Origin of the sequence: Pseudonocardia kunmingensis, assembly GCF_006716445.1 — a bacterium.
GTDB lineage: Bacteria > Actinomycetota > Actinomycetes > Mycobacteriales > Pseudonocardiaceae > Pseudonocardia > Pseudonocardia kunmingensis.
Window position 1 is genome coordinate 2,654,581 of the sequence record NZ_VFPA01000001.1, and the last position, 15,676, is coordinate 2,670,256.

The 15,676-nt window shown below is 72.7% G+C and carries 18 protein-coding genes and 1 tRNA gene; 5 read left to right on the forward strand and 14 right to left on the reverse strand.

Features of this window, described 5'->3' with window-relative positions; translation table 11 throughout:
• Positions 1-25: 25 nt before the first annotated feature.
• The 6 genes from FB558_RS12615 to FB558_RS12640 form a co-directional block, all read right to left on the reverse strand.
• Positions 26-775: a methyltransferase domain-containing protein gene (locus FB558_RS12615; RefSeq protein ID WP_246106391.1), complete on the reverse strand. Its 750-nt coding sequence runs from the start codon at positions 773-775 to the stop codon at positions 26-28.
• Positions 772-1,461 (reverse strand): TIGR04282 family arsenosugar biosynthesis glycosyltransferase, encoded by a 690-nt coding sequence (locus FB558_RS12620; protein WP_142052073.1) that lies wholly within the window; start codon positions 1,459-1,461, stop codon positions 772-774. Before FB558_RS12620 ends, FB558_RS12615 begins: the two co-directional genes overlap by 4 nt.
• Positions 1,458-2,141 carry a glycosyltransferase family 2 protein gene (locus FB558_RS12625; protein ID WP_142052076.1) on the reverse strand — a complete coding sequence of 228 codons (684 nt, stop codon included), beginning with the start codon at positions 2,139-2,141 and terminating at the stop codon, positions 1,458-1,460. The genes FB558_RS12620 and FB558_RS12625 overlap by 4 nt, the downstream gene beginning before the upstream one ends.
• A gap of 46 nt (positions 2,142-2,187) precedes the next feature.
• Entirely contained in the window at positions 2,188-3,252 is a 1,065-nt protein-coding gene (locus FB558_RS12630) for an NAD-dependent epimerase/dehydratase family protein (RefSeq protein WP_142052079.1), read from the reverse strand.
• 83 nt (positions 3,253-3,335) lie between these two features.
• Complete coding sequence (locus FB558_RS12635) at positions 3,336-4,304, reverse strand: DotU family type IV/VI secretion system protein (protein ID WP_142052082.1); 969 nt, start codon at positions 4,302-4,304, stop codon at positions 3,336-3,338.
• A 78-nt stretch (positions 4,305-4,382) separates the two neighbouring features.
• Positions 4,383-5,063, reverse strand: a complete 681-nt coding sequence (locus FB558_RS12640; protein WP_142052085.1) for a DUF3159 domain-containing protein — start codon at positions 5,061-5,063, stop codon at positions 4,383-4,385.
• 130 nt (positions 5,064-5,193) lie between these two features.
• On the opposite strand from FB558_RS12640, the gene FB558_RS12645 reads away from it, so the two are divergent.
• Positions 5,194-5,967: an SGNH/GDSL hydrolase family protein gene (locus FB558_RS12645; RefSeq protein ID WP_142052089.1), complete on the forward strand. Its 774-nt coding sequence runs from the start codon at positions 5,194-5,196 to the stop codon at positions 5,965-5,967.
• 114 nt (positions 5,968-6,081) lie between these two features.
• Here the strand turns inward: FB558_RS12645 and FB558_RS12650 are convergent, their stop codons facing one another.
• The 5 genes from FB558_RS12650 to ectA form a co-directional block, all read right to left on the reverse strand.
• Positions 6,082-6,249 (reverse strand): hypothetical protein, encoded by a 168-nt coding sequence (locus FB558_RS12650; protein ID WP_211366333.1) that lies wholly within the window; start codon positions 6,247-6,249, stop codon positions 6,082-6,084.
• Between the two features lie 218 nt (positions 6,250-6,467).
• Positions 6,468-7,385: an ectoine hydroxylase gene (gene thpD / locus FB558_RS12655; protein ID WP_142052094.1), complete on the reverse strand. Its 918-nt coding sequence runs from the start codon at positions 7,383-7,385 to the stop codon at positions 6,468-6,470.
• Positions 7,386-7,799, reverse strand: coding sequence for an ectoine synthase (locus FB558_RS12660; protein WP_142052097.1), 414 nt, complete (start codon positions 7,797-7,799; stop codon positions 7,386-7,388).
• The gene (gene ectB, locus FB558_RS12665) at positions 7,796-9,064 is read right to left on the reverse strand and encodes a diaminobutyrate--2-oxoglutarate transaminase (RefSeq protein WP_425467995.1); all 1,269 of its coding nucleotides are present in this window, start codon (positions 9,062-9,064) and stop codon (positions 7,796-7,798) included. The genes FB558_RS12660 and ectB overlap by 4 nt, the downstream gene beginning before the upstream one ends.
• A gap of 36 nt (positions 9,065-9,100) precedes the next feature.
• Complete coding sequence (gene ectA / locus FB558_RS12670) at positions 9,101-9,631, reverse strand: diaminobutyrate acetyltransferase (protein ID WP_342787364.1); 531 nt, start codon at positions 9,629-9,631, stop codon at positions 9,101-9,103.
• 224 nt (positions 9,632-9,855) lie between these two features.
• On the opposite strand from ectA, the gene FB558_RS12675 reads away from it, so the two are divergent.
• Entirely contained in the window at positions 9,856-10,641 is a 786-nt protein-coding gene (locus FB558_RS12675; protein ID WP_142052103.1) for an SDR family NAD(P)-dependent oxidoreductase, read from the forward strand.
• A gap of 36 nt (positions 10,642-10,677) precedes the next feature.
• Entirely contained in the window at positions 10,678-11,259 is a 582-nt protein-coding gene (locus FB558_RS12680; RefSeq protein WP_142052106.1) for a DinB family protein, read from the forward strand.
• Between the two features lie 3 nt (positions 11,260-11,262).
• Here FB558_RS12680 and FB558_RS12685 read toward each other — a convergent pair whose 3' ends face one another.
• A complete protein-coding gene (locus tag FB558_RS12685) occupies positions 11,263-12,432 on the reverse strand; it encodes an MFS transporter (RefSeq protein WP_142052109.1) in 1,170 nt (389 codons plus the stop codon).
• Between the two features lie 75 nt (positions 12,433-12,507).
• Complete coding sequence (locus FB558_RS12690) at positions 12,508-13,104, reverse strand: TetR/AcrR family transcriptional regulator (protein ID WP_142052112.1); 597 nt, start codon at positions 13,102-13,104, stop codon at positions 12,508-12,510.
• Between the two features lie 277 nt (positions 13,105-13,381).
• Here FB558_RS12690 and FB558_RS12695 point away from each other — a divergent pair, with 277 nt between their 5' ends.
• Together FB558_RS12695 and FB558_RS12700 are read left to right on the forward strand one after the other, a co-directional pair.
• A complete protein-coding gene (locus FB558_RS12695; protein ID WP_342787304.1) occupies positions 13,382-14,212 on the forward strand; it encodes a DUF3626 domain-containing protein in 831 nt (276 codons plus the stop codon).
• Between the two features lie 1,000 nt (positions 14,213-15,212).
• On the forward strand, positions 15,213-15,539 hold the full coding sequence (locus FB558_RS12700; protein ID WP_142052115.1) for a hypothetical protein: 327 nt from the start codon (positions 15,213-15,215) through the stop codon (positions 15,537-15,539).
• A gap of 43 nt (positions 15,540-15,582) precedes the next feature.
• Here FB558_RS12700 and FB558_RS12705 read toward each other — a convergent pair.
• Positions 15,583-15,654: transfer RNA gene (locus tag FB558_RS12705), tRNA-Thr, on the reverse strand.
• Between the last annotated feature and the right edge of the window lie 22 nt (positions 15,655-15,676).

Consider the following 15,676-nt stretch of genomic DNA (forward strand, 5'->3'; position numbering starts at 1 on the left):
GGACGAACGGCACTCTCGTCGGAACCTAGCCGACGAAAGTGCCGTTCGTCGTGCGAATCCCGCTCCGGAGCCGGGACCGCGGCACCGCTCGCAGCTCGGCGAACGAGCGCGGCCCGGTGGCGGTCGTGCTCACCCCCAGCCCCACCGCGGCGGCCAGCTCGCGGAGCACCACCGCCCCGACCACGGCCCACGGCAACGGCGGTCCAGCGCCGTCGGGAGTGTGCACCCGGGCCGTGCCCGACCACCGGGCACGTGGGTCCGGGTCGGTCTCGACGAGCACCGTGCCACCGGGAGCCAGCAGCGCCGCGGCGCGCCGCAGCAGCCTCGCGGGATCGCCCCCGATCCCGATGTTCCCGTCGGCCAGCAGCACGTGCTGCCACCGGCCCGCGGCGGGCAGGGCGCCGAACACGTCGCGCCGCACCACGGCGGCTCCCCTGGCGCGGCACTGCGTCACGGCCGCGGCCGAGGCGTCCACCCCGAGAGCCGGGATCCCCCGCCGGGCCAGCGCGGCGACCAGCCGCCCGGGCCCGCAGCCCAGGTCGAGCGCCGGGCCCGTGCAGCGGTCGAGCAACCATCCGTCGTCGCCCGCGGCGTCGCCGCGCCACCGCTGGACCGCGAGCGCGATCTCGGCGCCGTCGCTGCGCAGCATGCGGACGGGACCGCCGGTGAGGGCAGCGTCGAACGCCGTGCTCACCTGCTCGTCGGCGGGGAGCTCGGGCCCGGGCCACCTCCGGCGCGCCGCCACCACCGGCCCGGCCCGGCCGGCAGCCGTCACGCCACGACCTCGAAGGCCCGGCAGCCCGCGGTTGCGGCCGCGAAGCGCCCGGCGGGGGCGGCGGCCGCGACGGCGACGGCGTCCGCCGCGGTGTCCACGTCGATCAGCTCGGGCAGCAGGCCGATGCGGAGCCCGCCGTTCCGCAGCGCCGCCGCCGTGCGGGCGCCGGTGTCGTCCCGGGAGGTCGGCACGTCCGCGACGAGCGCGGCCGCGCGCGGGTCGCGCAACCCCAACGCCCACCACCCGCCGTCGGCGGCCAGACCGAGCACGGCGTCGGTGCCGGGGGCGTGCAGGCGCTCGAGGCACTCGGCGAGCAGCGCGGCGCCGGCCTGCGGGGTGTCCATGCCCACCTGGAGGGTGGCGCACCCGGGTAGCAGCGCCGCCGTGTCCTCGTGGGCGGCGGCGATGCGGCGGCCGAGACCGTCGCCCCGCTGCGGCAGCACGTGCGTCCGGCGCAGGGCCGCGGCCAGCTCGGCGGCGCGGGCCGCCCGCGGCAGGCGGCCGGTCAGCACCACCACCGGCACGGCGGCGGGCACCGCGGCCGCGGCGTCGAGGGTGTCGAGCAGGGCGGCCGCGGCGAGCTCGGCGGCCTGCTGCGGCGTCGCGGGCGGGCACAGGCGGGTCTTGACACGGCCCGGCTCCGGCGCCTTGGCCAGCACGACCAGCGCCGCGGCGGGCCGCGTCACGGCCGGACCGGCCGGACGCCCGCACCGCGCAGCAGGCGGGTCATGTCGCGGGCCGCGCGCACCGTGCCCCGCACCGACCCCGAGACCTTGGAGCGCCCACCCGCGCGCGGCCGGTACGCGACGTCCAGCTCGTGCAGCCGCCAGCCGCTCGCCCCGGCACGCAGCAGCAGCTCCAGGGGGTAGCCGAAGGCGCGGTCGGCGACGCCGAGCGCGAGCAGGGCGTCCCGGCGGGCCACCCGGATCGGCGCGATGTCGTGCACCGGGACGCCGCGCCCGCGCAGCAGCGCGGCGATCACCGCGTTGCCCGCGCGCGCGTGCCATGGCCACACGCCGGCCGAGACCGGCACCCGCCGTCCGACGGCGAGGTCCGCGCGTCCGGAGCGGACGGCGTCCGTCAGCGGGCCGAGCGCCGCCGGATCGAGCGACCCGTCGCCGTCCAGCACGGCGACGAGCTCGGCCCGGGCCGCCACCAGGCCGGCGTGGACGGCGGCCCCGTAGCCGCGGCGCGGTTCGCGGACCACCCGCGCGCCGAGCGCGGCGGCGACGGCCGCGGTGTCGTCGGTGGAGGCGTTGTCGACGACGAGGACCGGCCATCCCGCCGGCAGCTCGCGCAGCACGGCGGGCAGGGCGTCCGCCTCGTCGAGGCAGGGCAGGACGATCTCCGGCGGTGAACTGGGCACACCACGATCTTGGGCCGGACGGCCGCCGCTGAACCGCCTGAACGGCTTACCGAACGGTGACGGTCGCGGCCGGCGCCCGCAACGGGTCGGTGGCGAACGCCCCGACGCCCTCGGCGAACCCGACCGCCGCGGAGAAGCCGAGCAGCTCCCGGGCCCGCGCGGGATCGGCCACCACGTGCCGCACGTCGCCCGGGCGCGCCCCGCCCACGACCTGCGGCGCCGGGCCGCCCATCCGTTCCGCCAGCACCTGCGCCAGCTCGCCGACGGTGTGCGGCTCACCGGAGCAGACGTTGACCGCCGCGAAGCCCTCGCCGTCCGCGGCCAGTGCCAGCGCGTTCACCCGGGCGACGTCGCTGACGTGCACGAAGTCCCGGCGCTGGCGCCCGTCCTCGAGCACCCGCGGTGCCTCACCCCGCTCCAGGGCGGAGCGGAAGATCGAGGCGACGCCCGCGTACGGGGTGTCGCGAGGCATCCGCGGGCCGTACACGTTGTGGTAGCGCAACGACCACACCTGCCCGCCGCTCTGCCGCGCCCACGCGCTCGCCAGGTGCTCCTGCGCCAGCTTCGTGGCCGCGTAGGTGCTGCGCGGGTCCAGCGGCGCGTCCTCGCCGACGAGCCCGGGCACCAGCGGGGCCCCGCAGTGCGGGCAACGCGGCTCGTACCGGCCGGCGTCGAGGTCCGCCGCGGTCCGGGGGAGCGGCCGCACGACGCCGTGCTCGCGGCAGTCGTAGCGGCCCTCCCCGTACACGACCATCGACCCGGCGAGCACCAGCCTGCGCACGCCGGCGCCGTGCATGGCCGCGAGCAGCACGGCGGTGCCGAGGTCGTTGTGCGCGGCGTAGTCCGGGGCGTCGGACGGGTCCACGCCGTGCCCCACCATCGCGGCCTGGTGGCAGACCGCGTCCACGCCGGGCAGCAGCCGGGCCAGCAGTTCGGCGTCGCGCACGTCGCCGACGACGCCGTCGTGCTCCCCCGGCCACCCGGAGCCGCCCTCGCCGTGCGCCTGCGGCAGCAGCGCGTCGAGCAGCAGCACGTCGTGGCCGTCGGCGACGAGCCGATCGGCGACGTGCGACCCGACGAACCCGGCCCCACCTGTGATCAACACTCGCACCGACCGAGAGTAGGCGCGCGGGGCGGTCACGGCGCGAAGACGTTCGCGAGCCGTCACAAGTCGCGGCGAACAGCCGGCCCGCGTCAGCCGTTCTCGGGGGCCGCCGGCTCCGGGCCGGTCACGTCCCGTGGCTCCGGCTCGGGCTCATCGGCACCGCTGGGGGCCGTGGTGGGCTCGGGGCCGGGTCCGCCACCGCTGTCCTCGCCCGCATCGCCCGAGCCCGCATCGCCCGAGCCCGTGCCGTCGGAGCCGGAACCGTCCGAGCCCGAACCACCCGAGTCGTCCGCGCCGTCCGAGCCCGCGCCCTCCGAGCCCGAGCGGTCCGTCCCGCCCGCGTCCGGGTCGTCCGCGCCCGACCGCTCGTCCTCGGCCCCCTCGGTGTCCGGTGCGTCGGCGCCATCTGATCCGTCACCGTCCGACCCGTCGGTCGCCGCCCCGTCCGGCTCCGAGGCGCCCGTGCCGCCGTCACCGGTGTCGTCATCCGTCGCCGGTCCGGGCGCCAGCACCCGCCCCACCGACGTGCCCTCCTGGCCCGTGCTGAGCGTGGAGCCCTTGGCCCACTCGATCCCCGTGACGGCGAGCAGGCCGAGGACGAACACCAGCACCGTCACCCCGAGCCACAGCCAGACCCGCCTGGGACGGCGCAGGGCGGGCTCCACGCGCAGCTGCGTGGTCGCCTCCTCGGGCGAGACGCGCGGCTCCGGAACCGCCAGCTGGACCGTCGGCGCGTCCGCGTACCCGGTGCGCCCACCGCGCGGCACCCGGACGCGCGCGACGAGCGTGTCCCGGGTGCGGTCGAGCGAGCGCTGGTACAGCGTGGTGCTCAGCGTGCTGGCCACGGAGCCGAACGCGGCACCCGCCACCGTGCCCGTGGCGCCGAAGTACGAGCCGAGGACGGCCGATGTGGCGGCGGCGCCGGCACCGGCGAGCACCTTGTTGACGGTGAGGTCCGCCGCCGCCTTCGCGGCGGACGTCGCGGTCGTCTCCTGCAGGCGCTCCTGCGGCGTCTCGGCGGGGGCGGGATCGGGCCGGGGACTCGGTGGCTGGCGCATGGCTCCTGGGGGTGGCGTCGCGGGGCGGGGGCTTCCGTCCCGCTTCAACGGGGCGATCTCGCGAATCGCTCCAGTCGATCACCCTTCGTGAGCGTCTTCACCCCGTACGGCCGGATGCCGCAGGCCGCCGTGCCCCGGCGGGAGCGCCGAGCGGAGCGCGGGCCACGACAGCGCCACGCACAGCGCGACGAGCGGCCACGTGAGCACGGTGCGGGCGATGCCCAGCGCGACCACGGCGTCGGCGGCGTAGAGCGGGAGGAACACCGCGAGCCGCACCAGGTACTGGCCGACCCAGATCCAGCTGGCGCGCTGGTAGCCGCGCAGCAGGTCCGGGTCCCCGCGCCAGCGGGTGCGCTGGCCGAGCACCGTGCCGACGACGAGCCCCAGCAGCGGCCACCGGACCACGATCGACACCGCCCACGCGAGCGCGCTCGCCGCGTTGCTCACGATCTGGACCAGGAAGAAGTCGATGGCCCGGCCGGTGTACAGCGCCACCAGCGCCGCGACCGCCACACCGAGCAGCCCGAACAGCACCGCGCGCGGCCGCCCCCCGCGCACCAGCCGCACCACCGCCACGACGGCCCCGACGAGCACCGCCGCGCCGCCCGCCCACGCCACCGGCGACGCCCACGCCGACGCGTCGGCCACGGTGAACGCCGCCACGAAGGCGACCACCGGCACCGTCGCGTCGACGGCGCCACCGCGTCCCCCGAGGACCTCCGCGAGGCCCGGCTCGGCGGTCTCCTTCCGACGTCCCATGGGATAAGGGTGCCCTATCACTACGGATCGATCACCCCGGTAGCGCTCCCGCCCGGTCCTGGGTGATATTGGGGGGAGCTCTGCCCGTCACGGGGATGACGGGATCGTGAACGGAAGGGGGCGACCGCCGGTGAGACCCATCAGCAGCTTCCTCGCACTCGGGGACAGTTTCACCGAAGGACTGGACGACTGGCGTCCCGACGGTACGCCCCGGGGTTGGGCCGACCGGCTCGCCGAGCACCTCGGCGCCCGGCAACCGGGATTCCGCTACGCCAACCTCGCCGTGCGCGGGAAGCTCCTCGACCAGGTCGTCGAGGACCAGCTGCCCGTGGCCGAGCGGCTTCGGCCGGACCTGATCACGTTCTGCGCGGGCGGCAACGACATCATCCGGTTCTCCTGCGACACCGACGACCTCGCCCGTCGCTTCGACGCCGCGCTGGCGCGCGTCAGCGCCACCGGCGCGGAGGTGCTCGTCTTCACCGGGTTCGACCTGGGCCGCATGCACCCGATCCTGCGCCGCCTGCGCGGGCGCGTCGCCTGCTTCAACGAGCTGGTGCGCGCCAGCGCCGAGCGCCACGGCAGCACCGTGGTGGACCTGTGGGGCATGGCGCCGCTCGCCGATCCCCGCAGCTGGGGCCGCGACCGCCTGCACCTCACCGCCGAGGGGCACCGCCGGGTCGCCCTGCGCGTGCTGGAGACCCTCGGCGAGCCCGTCACCGACGACTGGCGCACCCCGCTCCCGGAGATGGCCCCGACACCATGGCACGACTGGGTGCGCGAGGACCTGCGCTGGATGCGCGACTTCGTGATGCCCTACGTCCACAAGCGGCTGCGGGGCCGTGCCACGGGCGACGGCTACGTGCCCAAGCGCCCCGAGCTGCTGCCACTGGACCCGGTGCTCTGACGTCGGGCTCCTGTGCTGGCGGCGTGATCGATGCGAGTCGCACGTCGGCGTCGTCGCGACCGTGCTCCCGTACGTCTCGCACGCCGCCGCGCCGCATGATCGCCAGGAGTGGTGTCACAGCGACAGAAATGTCGCCCTCACACCACTTCCGCCGATCACCACCCGGCCATCCATGATCAGGTCGAGCCGGTGCACCACCTCACCCGAGCAATCCGGACACGTCGGGCGGTTCGCCAGCCATGATCGGCGGAAACGGACATCCGCTGCCCGGGCGCGGTTCATGTCCCGATCCTGCTGATCATGGCCGCGGCAGATGCCGGGAACGGCGCGCCCACCGCAAGCGATCACGGGTGAACGGAACACCAGAGTCCTCCGAACGTGATCGAACAGCACTGGTGTTCCGCTCACCCGCGAGAACGCCGACGCACCCCGCCCGGGCGGACGCCCCCCGTCGATGGGGCGCCCGCCCCGTGACGGGGTGCGTCGGTGTCGCTCGGGTGTCAGCTGCGCGGGACCGGCGTGAAGTCCCGTGCCGCGATGTACTCCGGGCGGCGCTTGGGCGCGTAGTACGGCTCGACCGTGGCGTTCTCCACGCTGTTGAACACGATGAAGATGTTCGAGCGCGGGTACGGGGTGATGTTGCCACCCGAGCCGTGCATGCAGTTGGAGTCGAAGAACGTCGCCGAGCCGGCGGCGCCGGTGAGCATGGCGATGCCGTGGCGGTCGGCCAGCGCCGTGAGGCTGTCCTGGTCGGGCGTCCCGATCTCCTGCTCGCGCAGCGACTCCTTGTAGTTGTCCTCCGGGGTCTCCCCGACGCACGACACGAACGTCTTGTGCGACCCCGGCATGATCATCAGGCAGCCGTTGTGCGGGTAGTTCTCGGTGAGCGAGATCGAGATGCTGACCGCGCGCGGGACCGGCATCCCGTCCTCGGCGTGCCAGGTCTCGAAGTCGGAGTGCCAGTAGAAGCCGCCGCCCCCGAAGCCGGGCTTGTAGTTGATCCGGCTCTGGTGCACGTACACCTCGGAGCCGAGGATCTGGCGGGCCCGGCCGGCCACCCGCTCGTCGGAGACGAGCGCGCCGATCGCCTCGCTGATCTTGTGCACCTCGAAGACGGAGCGCACCTCGTTGGAGGTCTTCTCGATGACAGTGCGGTCGTCCGCGCGCACCGCCGGGTCCGTGGCGAGCCGGTCCAGCTCGGCCGCGTAACCCGCCACCTCCTCGGCCGTGAGCAGCTGCGGGATCGAGACGAACCCGTCACGCTCGTGCGTGGCGAGCTCCTGCGCCCCGAACATGCCCGCACTCGCGTCACCACCCCAGACCGCCGGCTCGACCCGCTCGATCAGAGCGGGGGTCGGCGCCACCCGGGTGTAGTAGCGGTCCTCCTTGCGGGTCTCACTGCCGATCGTGGCCGTCATTCAGGAACCCTCCTCATCCGCTCCCGCCGGAACGGTGATGAGCGGGTACACACCGTTCTCGTCGTGCACCTCGCGCCCCGTCACCGGCGGGTTGAACACGCACACCGTCCGCATCTGCGTCTTCGGACGCAGCTGGTGGCGCTCGTTGCCGTTCAGCACGTAGATCGAGCCCGGGCCGAGCTCGTACGTGACATCGTTGTCCTTGTCGTACAGCTCGCCTTCACCCTCGGTGATGAAGACGGCCTCGATGTGGTTCGCATACCAGAAGTCGTTCACCGACCCCGCGTCGAGCACGGTCTCGTGCACCGAGAAGCCGACACCGTCGCCCGCCAGCACGATGCGCTTGCTGCGCCAGTGCGGGGTCTTGATGTCGCGCTCGGTGTCGGTGATCTCGTCCAGCGTACGAACGATCATGCAGAAACTCCTTCGGTGACGGCGCGGACGGCGTCGCCGACCACGGACAGGCCCTCCTCCAGCTCCGCGTCGGAGATCGTGAGCGGGGGCATGATCTTCATGACCTCGTCGGACGGGCCGGACGTCTCCATGAGCAGTCCCCGCTCGAACGCGGCGGCACACGCCTTCGCGGCCAGCTCGGGCTGTGAGAACGACAACCCGCGCGCGAGCCCGCGCCCCTTGGGCGTCAGCTCCACGGCCTGCGACGACGCCGCGAGCTCGGTGAGGTGCTGCTCCACCCGCTCACCCTTGGCGATGGTGGAGCGCTCCAGCGTGTCGTCGGTCCAGTACTCGCGCAGGGCGGCCGTGGCCGTGATGAAGGCCGGGTTGTGCCCGCGGAAGGTGCCGTTGTGCTCGCCCGGCCCCCACTGGTCGAGCTCGGGCTTGATCAGCGTGAGGGCCATCGGCAGGCCGTAACCGCTGATGGACTTCGAGAGGCAGACGATGTCCGGCTTGATGCCCGCGGCCTCGAACGAGAAGAACGGGCCGGTGCGCCCGACGCCCATCTGCACGTCGTCGACGATCAGCAGCATGCCGTGCTGCCGGCACAGCTCCTCGAGCCCCTGCAGCCACTCGATGCGGGCCGGGTTGATGCCGCCCTCGCCCTGCACGGTCTCGACGATCACGCCGGCGGGCTCGTTCAGCCCGCTGCCGGCGTCGCCGAGCAGCTTCTCGAACCACAGGAAGTCCGGGACCGTGCCGTCAAAGTAGTTGTCGAACGGCATCGGGGTGGCGTGCACCAGCGGGATGCCCGCTCCGCCCCGTTTCATCGAGTTGCCGGTGACGGACAGCGCGCCCAGCGTCATGCCGTGGAACGCGTTGGTGAAGTTGATCATCGACTCGCGGCCGGTGATCTTCCGGACCAGCTTCAGGGCCGCCTCGACGGTGTTCGCGCCCGTCGGCCCGGGGAACTGGACCTTGTAGTCGAGGCCGCGCGGCTTCAGCACGACGTCCTCGAACGTCCGCAGGAACTCACCCTTGGCGACGGTGTACTTGTCCAGACCGTGGGTGATGCCGTCGCGCTCGAGGTACTCCAGCAGCGGACGTTTCAGAGCGGGCGGGTTGTGGCCGTAGTTCAATGCGCCGGCACCGGCGAAGAAGTCGAGGTAGCTACGGCCGTGGATGTCGTTGATGTGGGACCCGCGGGCGGTGTCGAACACCACGGGCCAGGTCCGGCAGTAGCTGCGGACCTGGGATTCCATGTCGTCGAAAACGGTCGTCTCCACGTGCTTCCCCTAGGAATGTCGAAATGGATCGTTCGGTCAGTGCCGAACCGGTCCGATCCGAAACAGGATCTCGGGCTCATGGCCGGCTCCGAGCAGTTCCGCGCTGAACAGCTCGCTCCTGCGCACCTCTGCGCCACGGCGCTGCGCGAAGCGGCTGAACAGCGCGATGGAGCCCTCGTTGTCGGGCGTGATCGTGGTCTCCAGGTGCCCGACGTCGGGCACGGCGTCGAACAGGGCGTCGAGCATCCGCCCCGCGACGCCGCGACCCCGGGCGACCTCGTCGACCGCGACCTGCCAGACGACCAGCGTCGAAGGCTCGTCGGGGCGGCGGAAGCCCGTGACGAACCCGATCACGTCGGCGCCATCGCGGGCCACCACGGAGGTGGCCGCGAAGTCGCGGCACCACAGCAGGTACGCGTAGCGCGAGTTCACGTCCAGCACCCCGGACGCCGCCGCGATACGCCAGCACGCCACTCCATCGGACACGGTCGGCCGACCGATCATCAACTGTTCCCCGACGTTTCGATCTGTGCGGTCGGGGGATCCAGCAGGTGCGGCCATGTCCATGGAACTTAACAGGCCGGATACCGCTCCGGGACCCGGAGGGGAAGCCGTGGGCACAGATATTGTGACCGCTATCACAATTTGGTTTGGAGATCATGGCAGCCGGGAAGGGTGCCGTTCCGCCAGCTCACGACGTGATTTCAGGCGGGTTGCACGCACCGCCCGGACGCAGTCTGGGCCGCACATCACGAAATCGCAACGACCGTCACACCCACTAGTGTGCGCGCGTGCCTTCCGCCCGCGCTCCCCGCTCCGTCGTCGTCACCGGAGGCGGCCGCGGCGTCGGTCGCGCGGTCGTCGAGCGACTGCTGCGCGACGGCGCGCGGGTGGTCGCGATCGAGCTCGACGCGGCCGCGCTCGACTGGCTGGCCGACCACCCTGCCGCCGTCGCGGTGATCGGCAGCGCCTCGTCGGACGCCGTCACCGAGGAGGCCGCCGACCGGGCCGAGCGTGCCGCCCCGCTCACCGGGTGGGTCAACAACGCAGCGGTGTTCCGCGACGCCTCCGTACACACCGCCTCCGCGGCCGAGGTGCTCGACCTCGTCCACGCCAACCTCGCCCCGGCGGTCGTCGGCGCCACCACCGCAGTGCGCCGGTTCCTGGCGGCCGGCACGGCGGGCGCCGTCGTCAACGTCTCCTCCCACCAGGCCCAGCGCGCCGTTCCCGGGTGCACGCCCTACGTCACGGCGAAGGCGGCGATCGAGGGCCTCACCCGCGCGCTCGCCGTCGAGTACGGACCTCGCGGCGTGCGCGTCAACACGGTCGCGCTGGGCTCGATCGCCACCGAGCGCTACGAGGCCTTCCTCGACGGGCTCGGCGGCGCCGGCGCCGCGCAGGTCGAGGATGAGATGCGGCGGATCCACCCGCTCGGGCGCGTGGGCACCGCGGCCGAGGTGGCCGCGGTGATCGCCCACCTGCTCTCGGACGACGCCGCGTACGTCACCGGCGCCACGGTGCCGGTCGACGGGGGCCGCTCGGTGCTCGCCCGCGACCCGGAGGCGCACGAGGCCTGACCGAGTGGGACACCGGGCACCGGCAGACTGGCCCGCATGGCAGCGAACGATCCGAAGGCGGACCTCCGCCGCTACCTGCAGTCCGCGCGCGACGCGATGCTGTGGAAGCTCGACGGGCTCGCCGAGCGCGACGTCCGGCGGCCGTCGACCCCGACCGGCACCAACCTGCTCGGACTGGTCAAGCACCTGGCCGGCGTCGAGCTCGGGTACTTCGGAGAGACCTTCGGACGCCCCGTCGAGTCGCCGGGTCCCTGGTACGGGATGGACGCCGACCCCAACGCGGACATGTTCGCCACCGCAGACGAGTCGCGCGAGCACGTCATCGGGCTCTACCGCGCCGCCTGGGCGCACTCGGACGTCACGATCGAGACCCTCTCCCTCGACGCTCCCGGCCACGTGCCCTGGTGGCCGGAGGGCGACGTCACGCTGCACCGGATCCTCGTGCACGTCATCGCGGAGACGAACCGGCACGCCGGGCACGCCGACATCGTGCGGGAGCTGATCGACGGCAGCGTCGGGCTGCGCCCGGGCAACGAGAACATGCCGCCGGGCGACGCGGCGCGCTGGGCGGAGTACCGCGACCAGCTCGACCGCATCGCCCGCGACGCCGGAGCCTGAGCGTCAGCCGGCCCCGGTGAGCGCCGGGACGCGGTCCGGGCGGGCCCTGCGGACGAGGTCGGGCACGAGCGTGAGGATCCCGGCCAGCGCCAGGCCTGCGCCGAGCCACAGCGGGGCCCGCAGCCCGAACGCGTCGATGGCGAGGCCGCCGAGGGACGAGCTGATGATGATCCCGCCCGTGATGAACGAACCGTGGATCGTGTTCACCAGCGGCCCGACGCTGCCCGCCCGCTGCACGCGCACGACCATCGCCGGGTTCATCGTCACCCCGACCAGGCCGATCCCCAGCGCGCACACCACCGCCGCGGCGCCGACCTCCGCGAACAGCGCGAACCCCGTGAGGAAGAGCAGGTTCAGGACGAGCCCGCAGCACAGCACGGGCAGCGCGAACCTGTCGGCGAGCCGCCCGACGACCATGTTCCCGACGAGGGTGGCGGCGCCGTAGGCCACCAGCAGCAGCGGGACCGCACCCGGGGTGAAGCCGCTGATCCCGGTCAGGATCGGGTTGAGGAAGCTGAAGGCGGAGAACGTCGCGCCGATCACGAGCGTGCTGGTGGCGAACACGAGCCACAGCCGGGGGCTGCGGAAGACACCCAGCTCCTGGCGCACCGGCCCGCGGTCGACGCGCGGCAGGTCGGGCACGCCCCGCACCGTGCAGAGCGCGGCGACCACCGTGAGCGCCGCGATCGCCCAGAACGCCGACCGCCACCCGTACGCCGCCCCGACCAGGGTGGCCAGCGGCAACCCCAGCAACGTGCCCAGCATCAGGCCGTTCAGGACGACCGCGACGGCCCTCCCGCGCAGCTCCGGGGCGGCCATCGCGGCGCAGATCGAGACCGCCGCGCCGAAGAACGCCTGCGACGCCGTGCCCGTGACCAGGCGCGCCACGAACATCACGCCGTACCCGGTCGCGGTGGCCGCCAGCACGTTCCCGGCCAGGAAGATCCCGAACAGCAGCATGAGCGCCGGCTTGGGGCGCATCCGCATCACGAACACCATCAGGAGGGGCCCGCCGACGGACATGGCGAATGCGAACGCGGTGATCAGGTAGCCGACCTGCGGGATCGAGACACCCAGCCCCTCGGCCATCTGCGGCATGAGCCCGGCGACGACGAACTCGCTCGTGACCATGGCGAAGATGCCGAGGGCCAGCACGTAGACGGCGCGTGGCACGTGTTCCTCCTTGTTTTGGGATGATCTGTACAAAACTTGCCCGTGCAGGAGCGGCCCTCGGCGGGACCGCCGAGGTCAGGGAGTCAGGGCGTCCAGGGCGGCGTCGGCGATCGACTGCAGCATGTCGGGGTCCGCACCACCCTGCGCGGCCACCCGGATCCCGCCGATCACGGCGTTGAGGTAGCGGGCCAGCGCCACCGGGTCACGGGGGGAGGTGATCCCGCCGTCGCGCTGCCCGGCCGCGATCACGTCGCGCAGGGCCTCGGTCCGGCGCTGCTGGTCGCGCTCGAGCAGTGCGGTGGCCTCCGGGTCGCGCCCGGCGAGCTCGACGGTGGTGTTGACGGTCAGGCAGCCGGGGCTCCGACCGTCACGGCGGTTCGCCGCCTCGCCGTCGACGACGAGGGTGAACAGGGCGCGCAACCGTTCCACGGGCGGCCGCCGCTCGTTCTCGAGCATGGCCAGCTGCGTCGCGGTCGTGGTCTCGATGTAGCGCAGCAGCGCCCGGGTGAACAGCTCGTGCTTGCTGGTGAACGTGTTGTAGATGCTGCTGCGCCCCAGGCCGGTGGCCTCGCACAGGTCCTGCGTGGTGGTCGCCTCGTAGCCCTGGGCCCAGAACGTGCGCATCGCGGCGTCCACGGCGCGGTCCTCGTCGAACGTCCGGGGGCGCGGCATGGCGGGAACCGTAGCACGTTCTGGATTCATCGTTACAAAACTGCCGGGTTCCCACCGGCTCGGCGAGCAGGAACCCGCCGGTGCTCCCCTGCAGCACCGGCGGGCCCCTCCGGACCGCGCCGAGCCCCCCTGCCCTCGGACGCGGCGAGCACGCAGGCCGCTCGCCCCCGGAACCACCCGCGAGATCCACGTTGCCGGATCGCCCTGTCCGCGGGTTCGGCCTCGACTGTGCGCCGGCTGTGGGCAGGGCCGGTCCCGCCTGGGACGATCGGCTCCCGTGACACTCGGCGACGCGCACCGCGCCGCCCTCGCGCACGTCGGGGGCGGCGGCCGCCCGACCGAGCCGGACCGGCGCGTCATGCTGCACTTCCACCCGGACCTGCCGTTCCGGGGAGGCACGGTGCTCGAAGCGATCGCGGCCGACCGCCGCTATCGCAGCCAGTTCGAGACGGCCATCAGCAACGGCGGGCTCACCGCGCACGCCGGCGGGGACCGGTGGCGCTGGGAGAGCCGCATGTTCGGCGGCGCCTACGACGCCGTGGCCCCGACCGACCGACCCACCTACGGCGCGCTGGACGTGCACCGCCGCCCGATCGGCGCCGCCCCGCGCTTCGGCTCCGCACACCTGCGGCTCGCGCCCGCGGTCCTCGACCGCACCACCTGCTGCTTCCCCGACAGCGTCTTCGACCCCACCGCGTTCGCCCCGGCGCGAGCAGCAGGCGGATTGATCGCGCTGGCGCTCGCCGCGGACGTCGACCTCCTCGACGACTACGTGGAAGCCCAGGTGCACGGCCCGCTCCGGGTGCCCGACGACGTCGAGGCGCTCGTCCTCGACCCGAGCCACCGCGGGACCGCCGTCGAGGAGACGGCCGCCCGGCTCGGCTGCCCGGTGCACTGGCACGGCGGCTTCCGGCTGGAGCCCGCCGAGCTGGCCCGCCACGTCGACTACCGCGGCCCCGAACCGGTGGCGCTCGGGCTCGCGATCGCCGGAGACGAGGTGCTCGATCCCGCACTGCTGGGCGCCGCCGCGCGGGAGGGCCGGCACGATCCGCAGGTCCTCAAGAAGGTGTGGCACCTGCTGGCGCGCTTCGGCAGCGACGAGTGGTGACGCTCGCACACCGACTGCAGGTCTCACGCACCGACTGCAGTCGGTGTGGGAGCGCAGGAATCGGTGTGCGACGGGCGCGGATCACGGCGGCTTTCCTCGGTACCCCCAACCCTGTTCTGGGTCCTCACCGTCGCCGGGGGCGGCGGGTTCGCGATCGCCGCGGTCCTGGAGCGTCGCCGGCTCCGCCGCAGGGCGGCCGCGGACCAGATCTGATCACCGCTCGTCGCTTATGGCGTAGCGCCCCGCGCTATATCGGTCCGATGCATGGGCCGAACGCGTGAACCACACCGATTGGTGGGCACGAGTTCCTCGATTCGCCCACGGAGTGGCGACTCGGCTCCATAACTTCCCCCTGACCGCAAGCGGGCCGTCTGCGAGTCGCAGACGCGGCTGATCAGTTCGCTGCTCAGCCTTGAGGAGGGACTGAACGAGTGCATTGGCCATCAACGTCCGAGCCGGATTCACAGCGCAGATACATCTGGCCGCTCACGATCACCCGGTGCGCCACAGTTGTCACACTCGTTGGATTACCCTCCGTTTCCTACGCCCAGGCTGCACCGCCATTGACCACGCAGGCGGAAGTGGTCAAAACTTTCAAGAACGGATCAGGCGAGGATGTTGTCCTCCGGAGAGGCTATTTGTCGGCCACCTGAGCGGCTGCACCGTAGTCCAGAGCGTCCACGTGAACGTGATCATCGATTACCACGGATGGGCAGGCCCCGGACAGTTCGGAATCGTCACGGCCTACTGCGACAATCCCGATAGGGCATGGACATGTCCAAGCTTCGTCAATGACGCCATCAAACCTTGATCATAGTGATTGACGGATCACCGGCCGCTTGCCAGGATGATGTCCACCACCGCACGTTCCGCCAGCAGAAGGAAGCATCGGTGAACCCGCCAGCACTGGACGATAAGCCGCCTGGTCTGCCCTTCAATGGCGTGGACCGCATGTGGTCGGTAAGCGTAGCGCAGATCCTGCTGTGTGAACTTTCGCGCCATGTCCTCGGATCTCGAGATCGACGAGTTCTGGCTGACGGACGAGTTCGCACTGTACCTCCGGCACGTCCGGGGAGACACCAAACTAGGATCCCGATTCGGGAAGCTCGGCGTCAATCCCACCACCGAGACTCCGCCGATCGACTCGGAGCAGGAGGGCGACTACCTCTACTGGACGATCTTCGACACGCCGCCGCAACGGGAGTGGACGGACGAGTTCGGCTACGAGTGGTGGGGTGACGCCCCGGACGGGGCATGGAGCGACGCCGTCAGGGGAGCACGCCTCATCACGTTCGTCGAGCCGACGGGGCGCCCAGGAACGTCGTGAACCGGAGTCCGATCGGGCAGAACACCTGGTCAGAGGGCTTCGGAGCCGGAGGTCGGGATCGAACCGACGACCTACCGCTTACAAGGCGGTTGCTCTACCACTGAGCTACACCGGCCGGTGATGGCCGCCATCCTAGT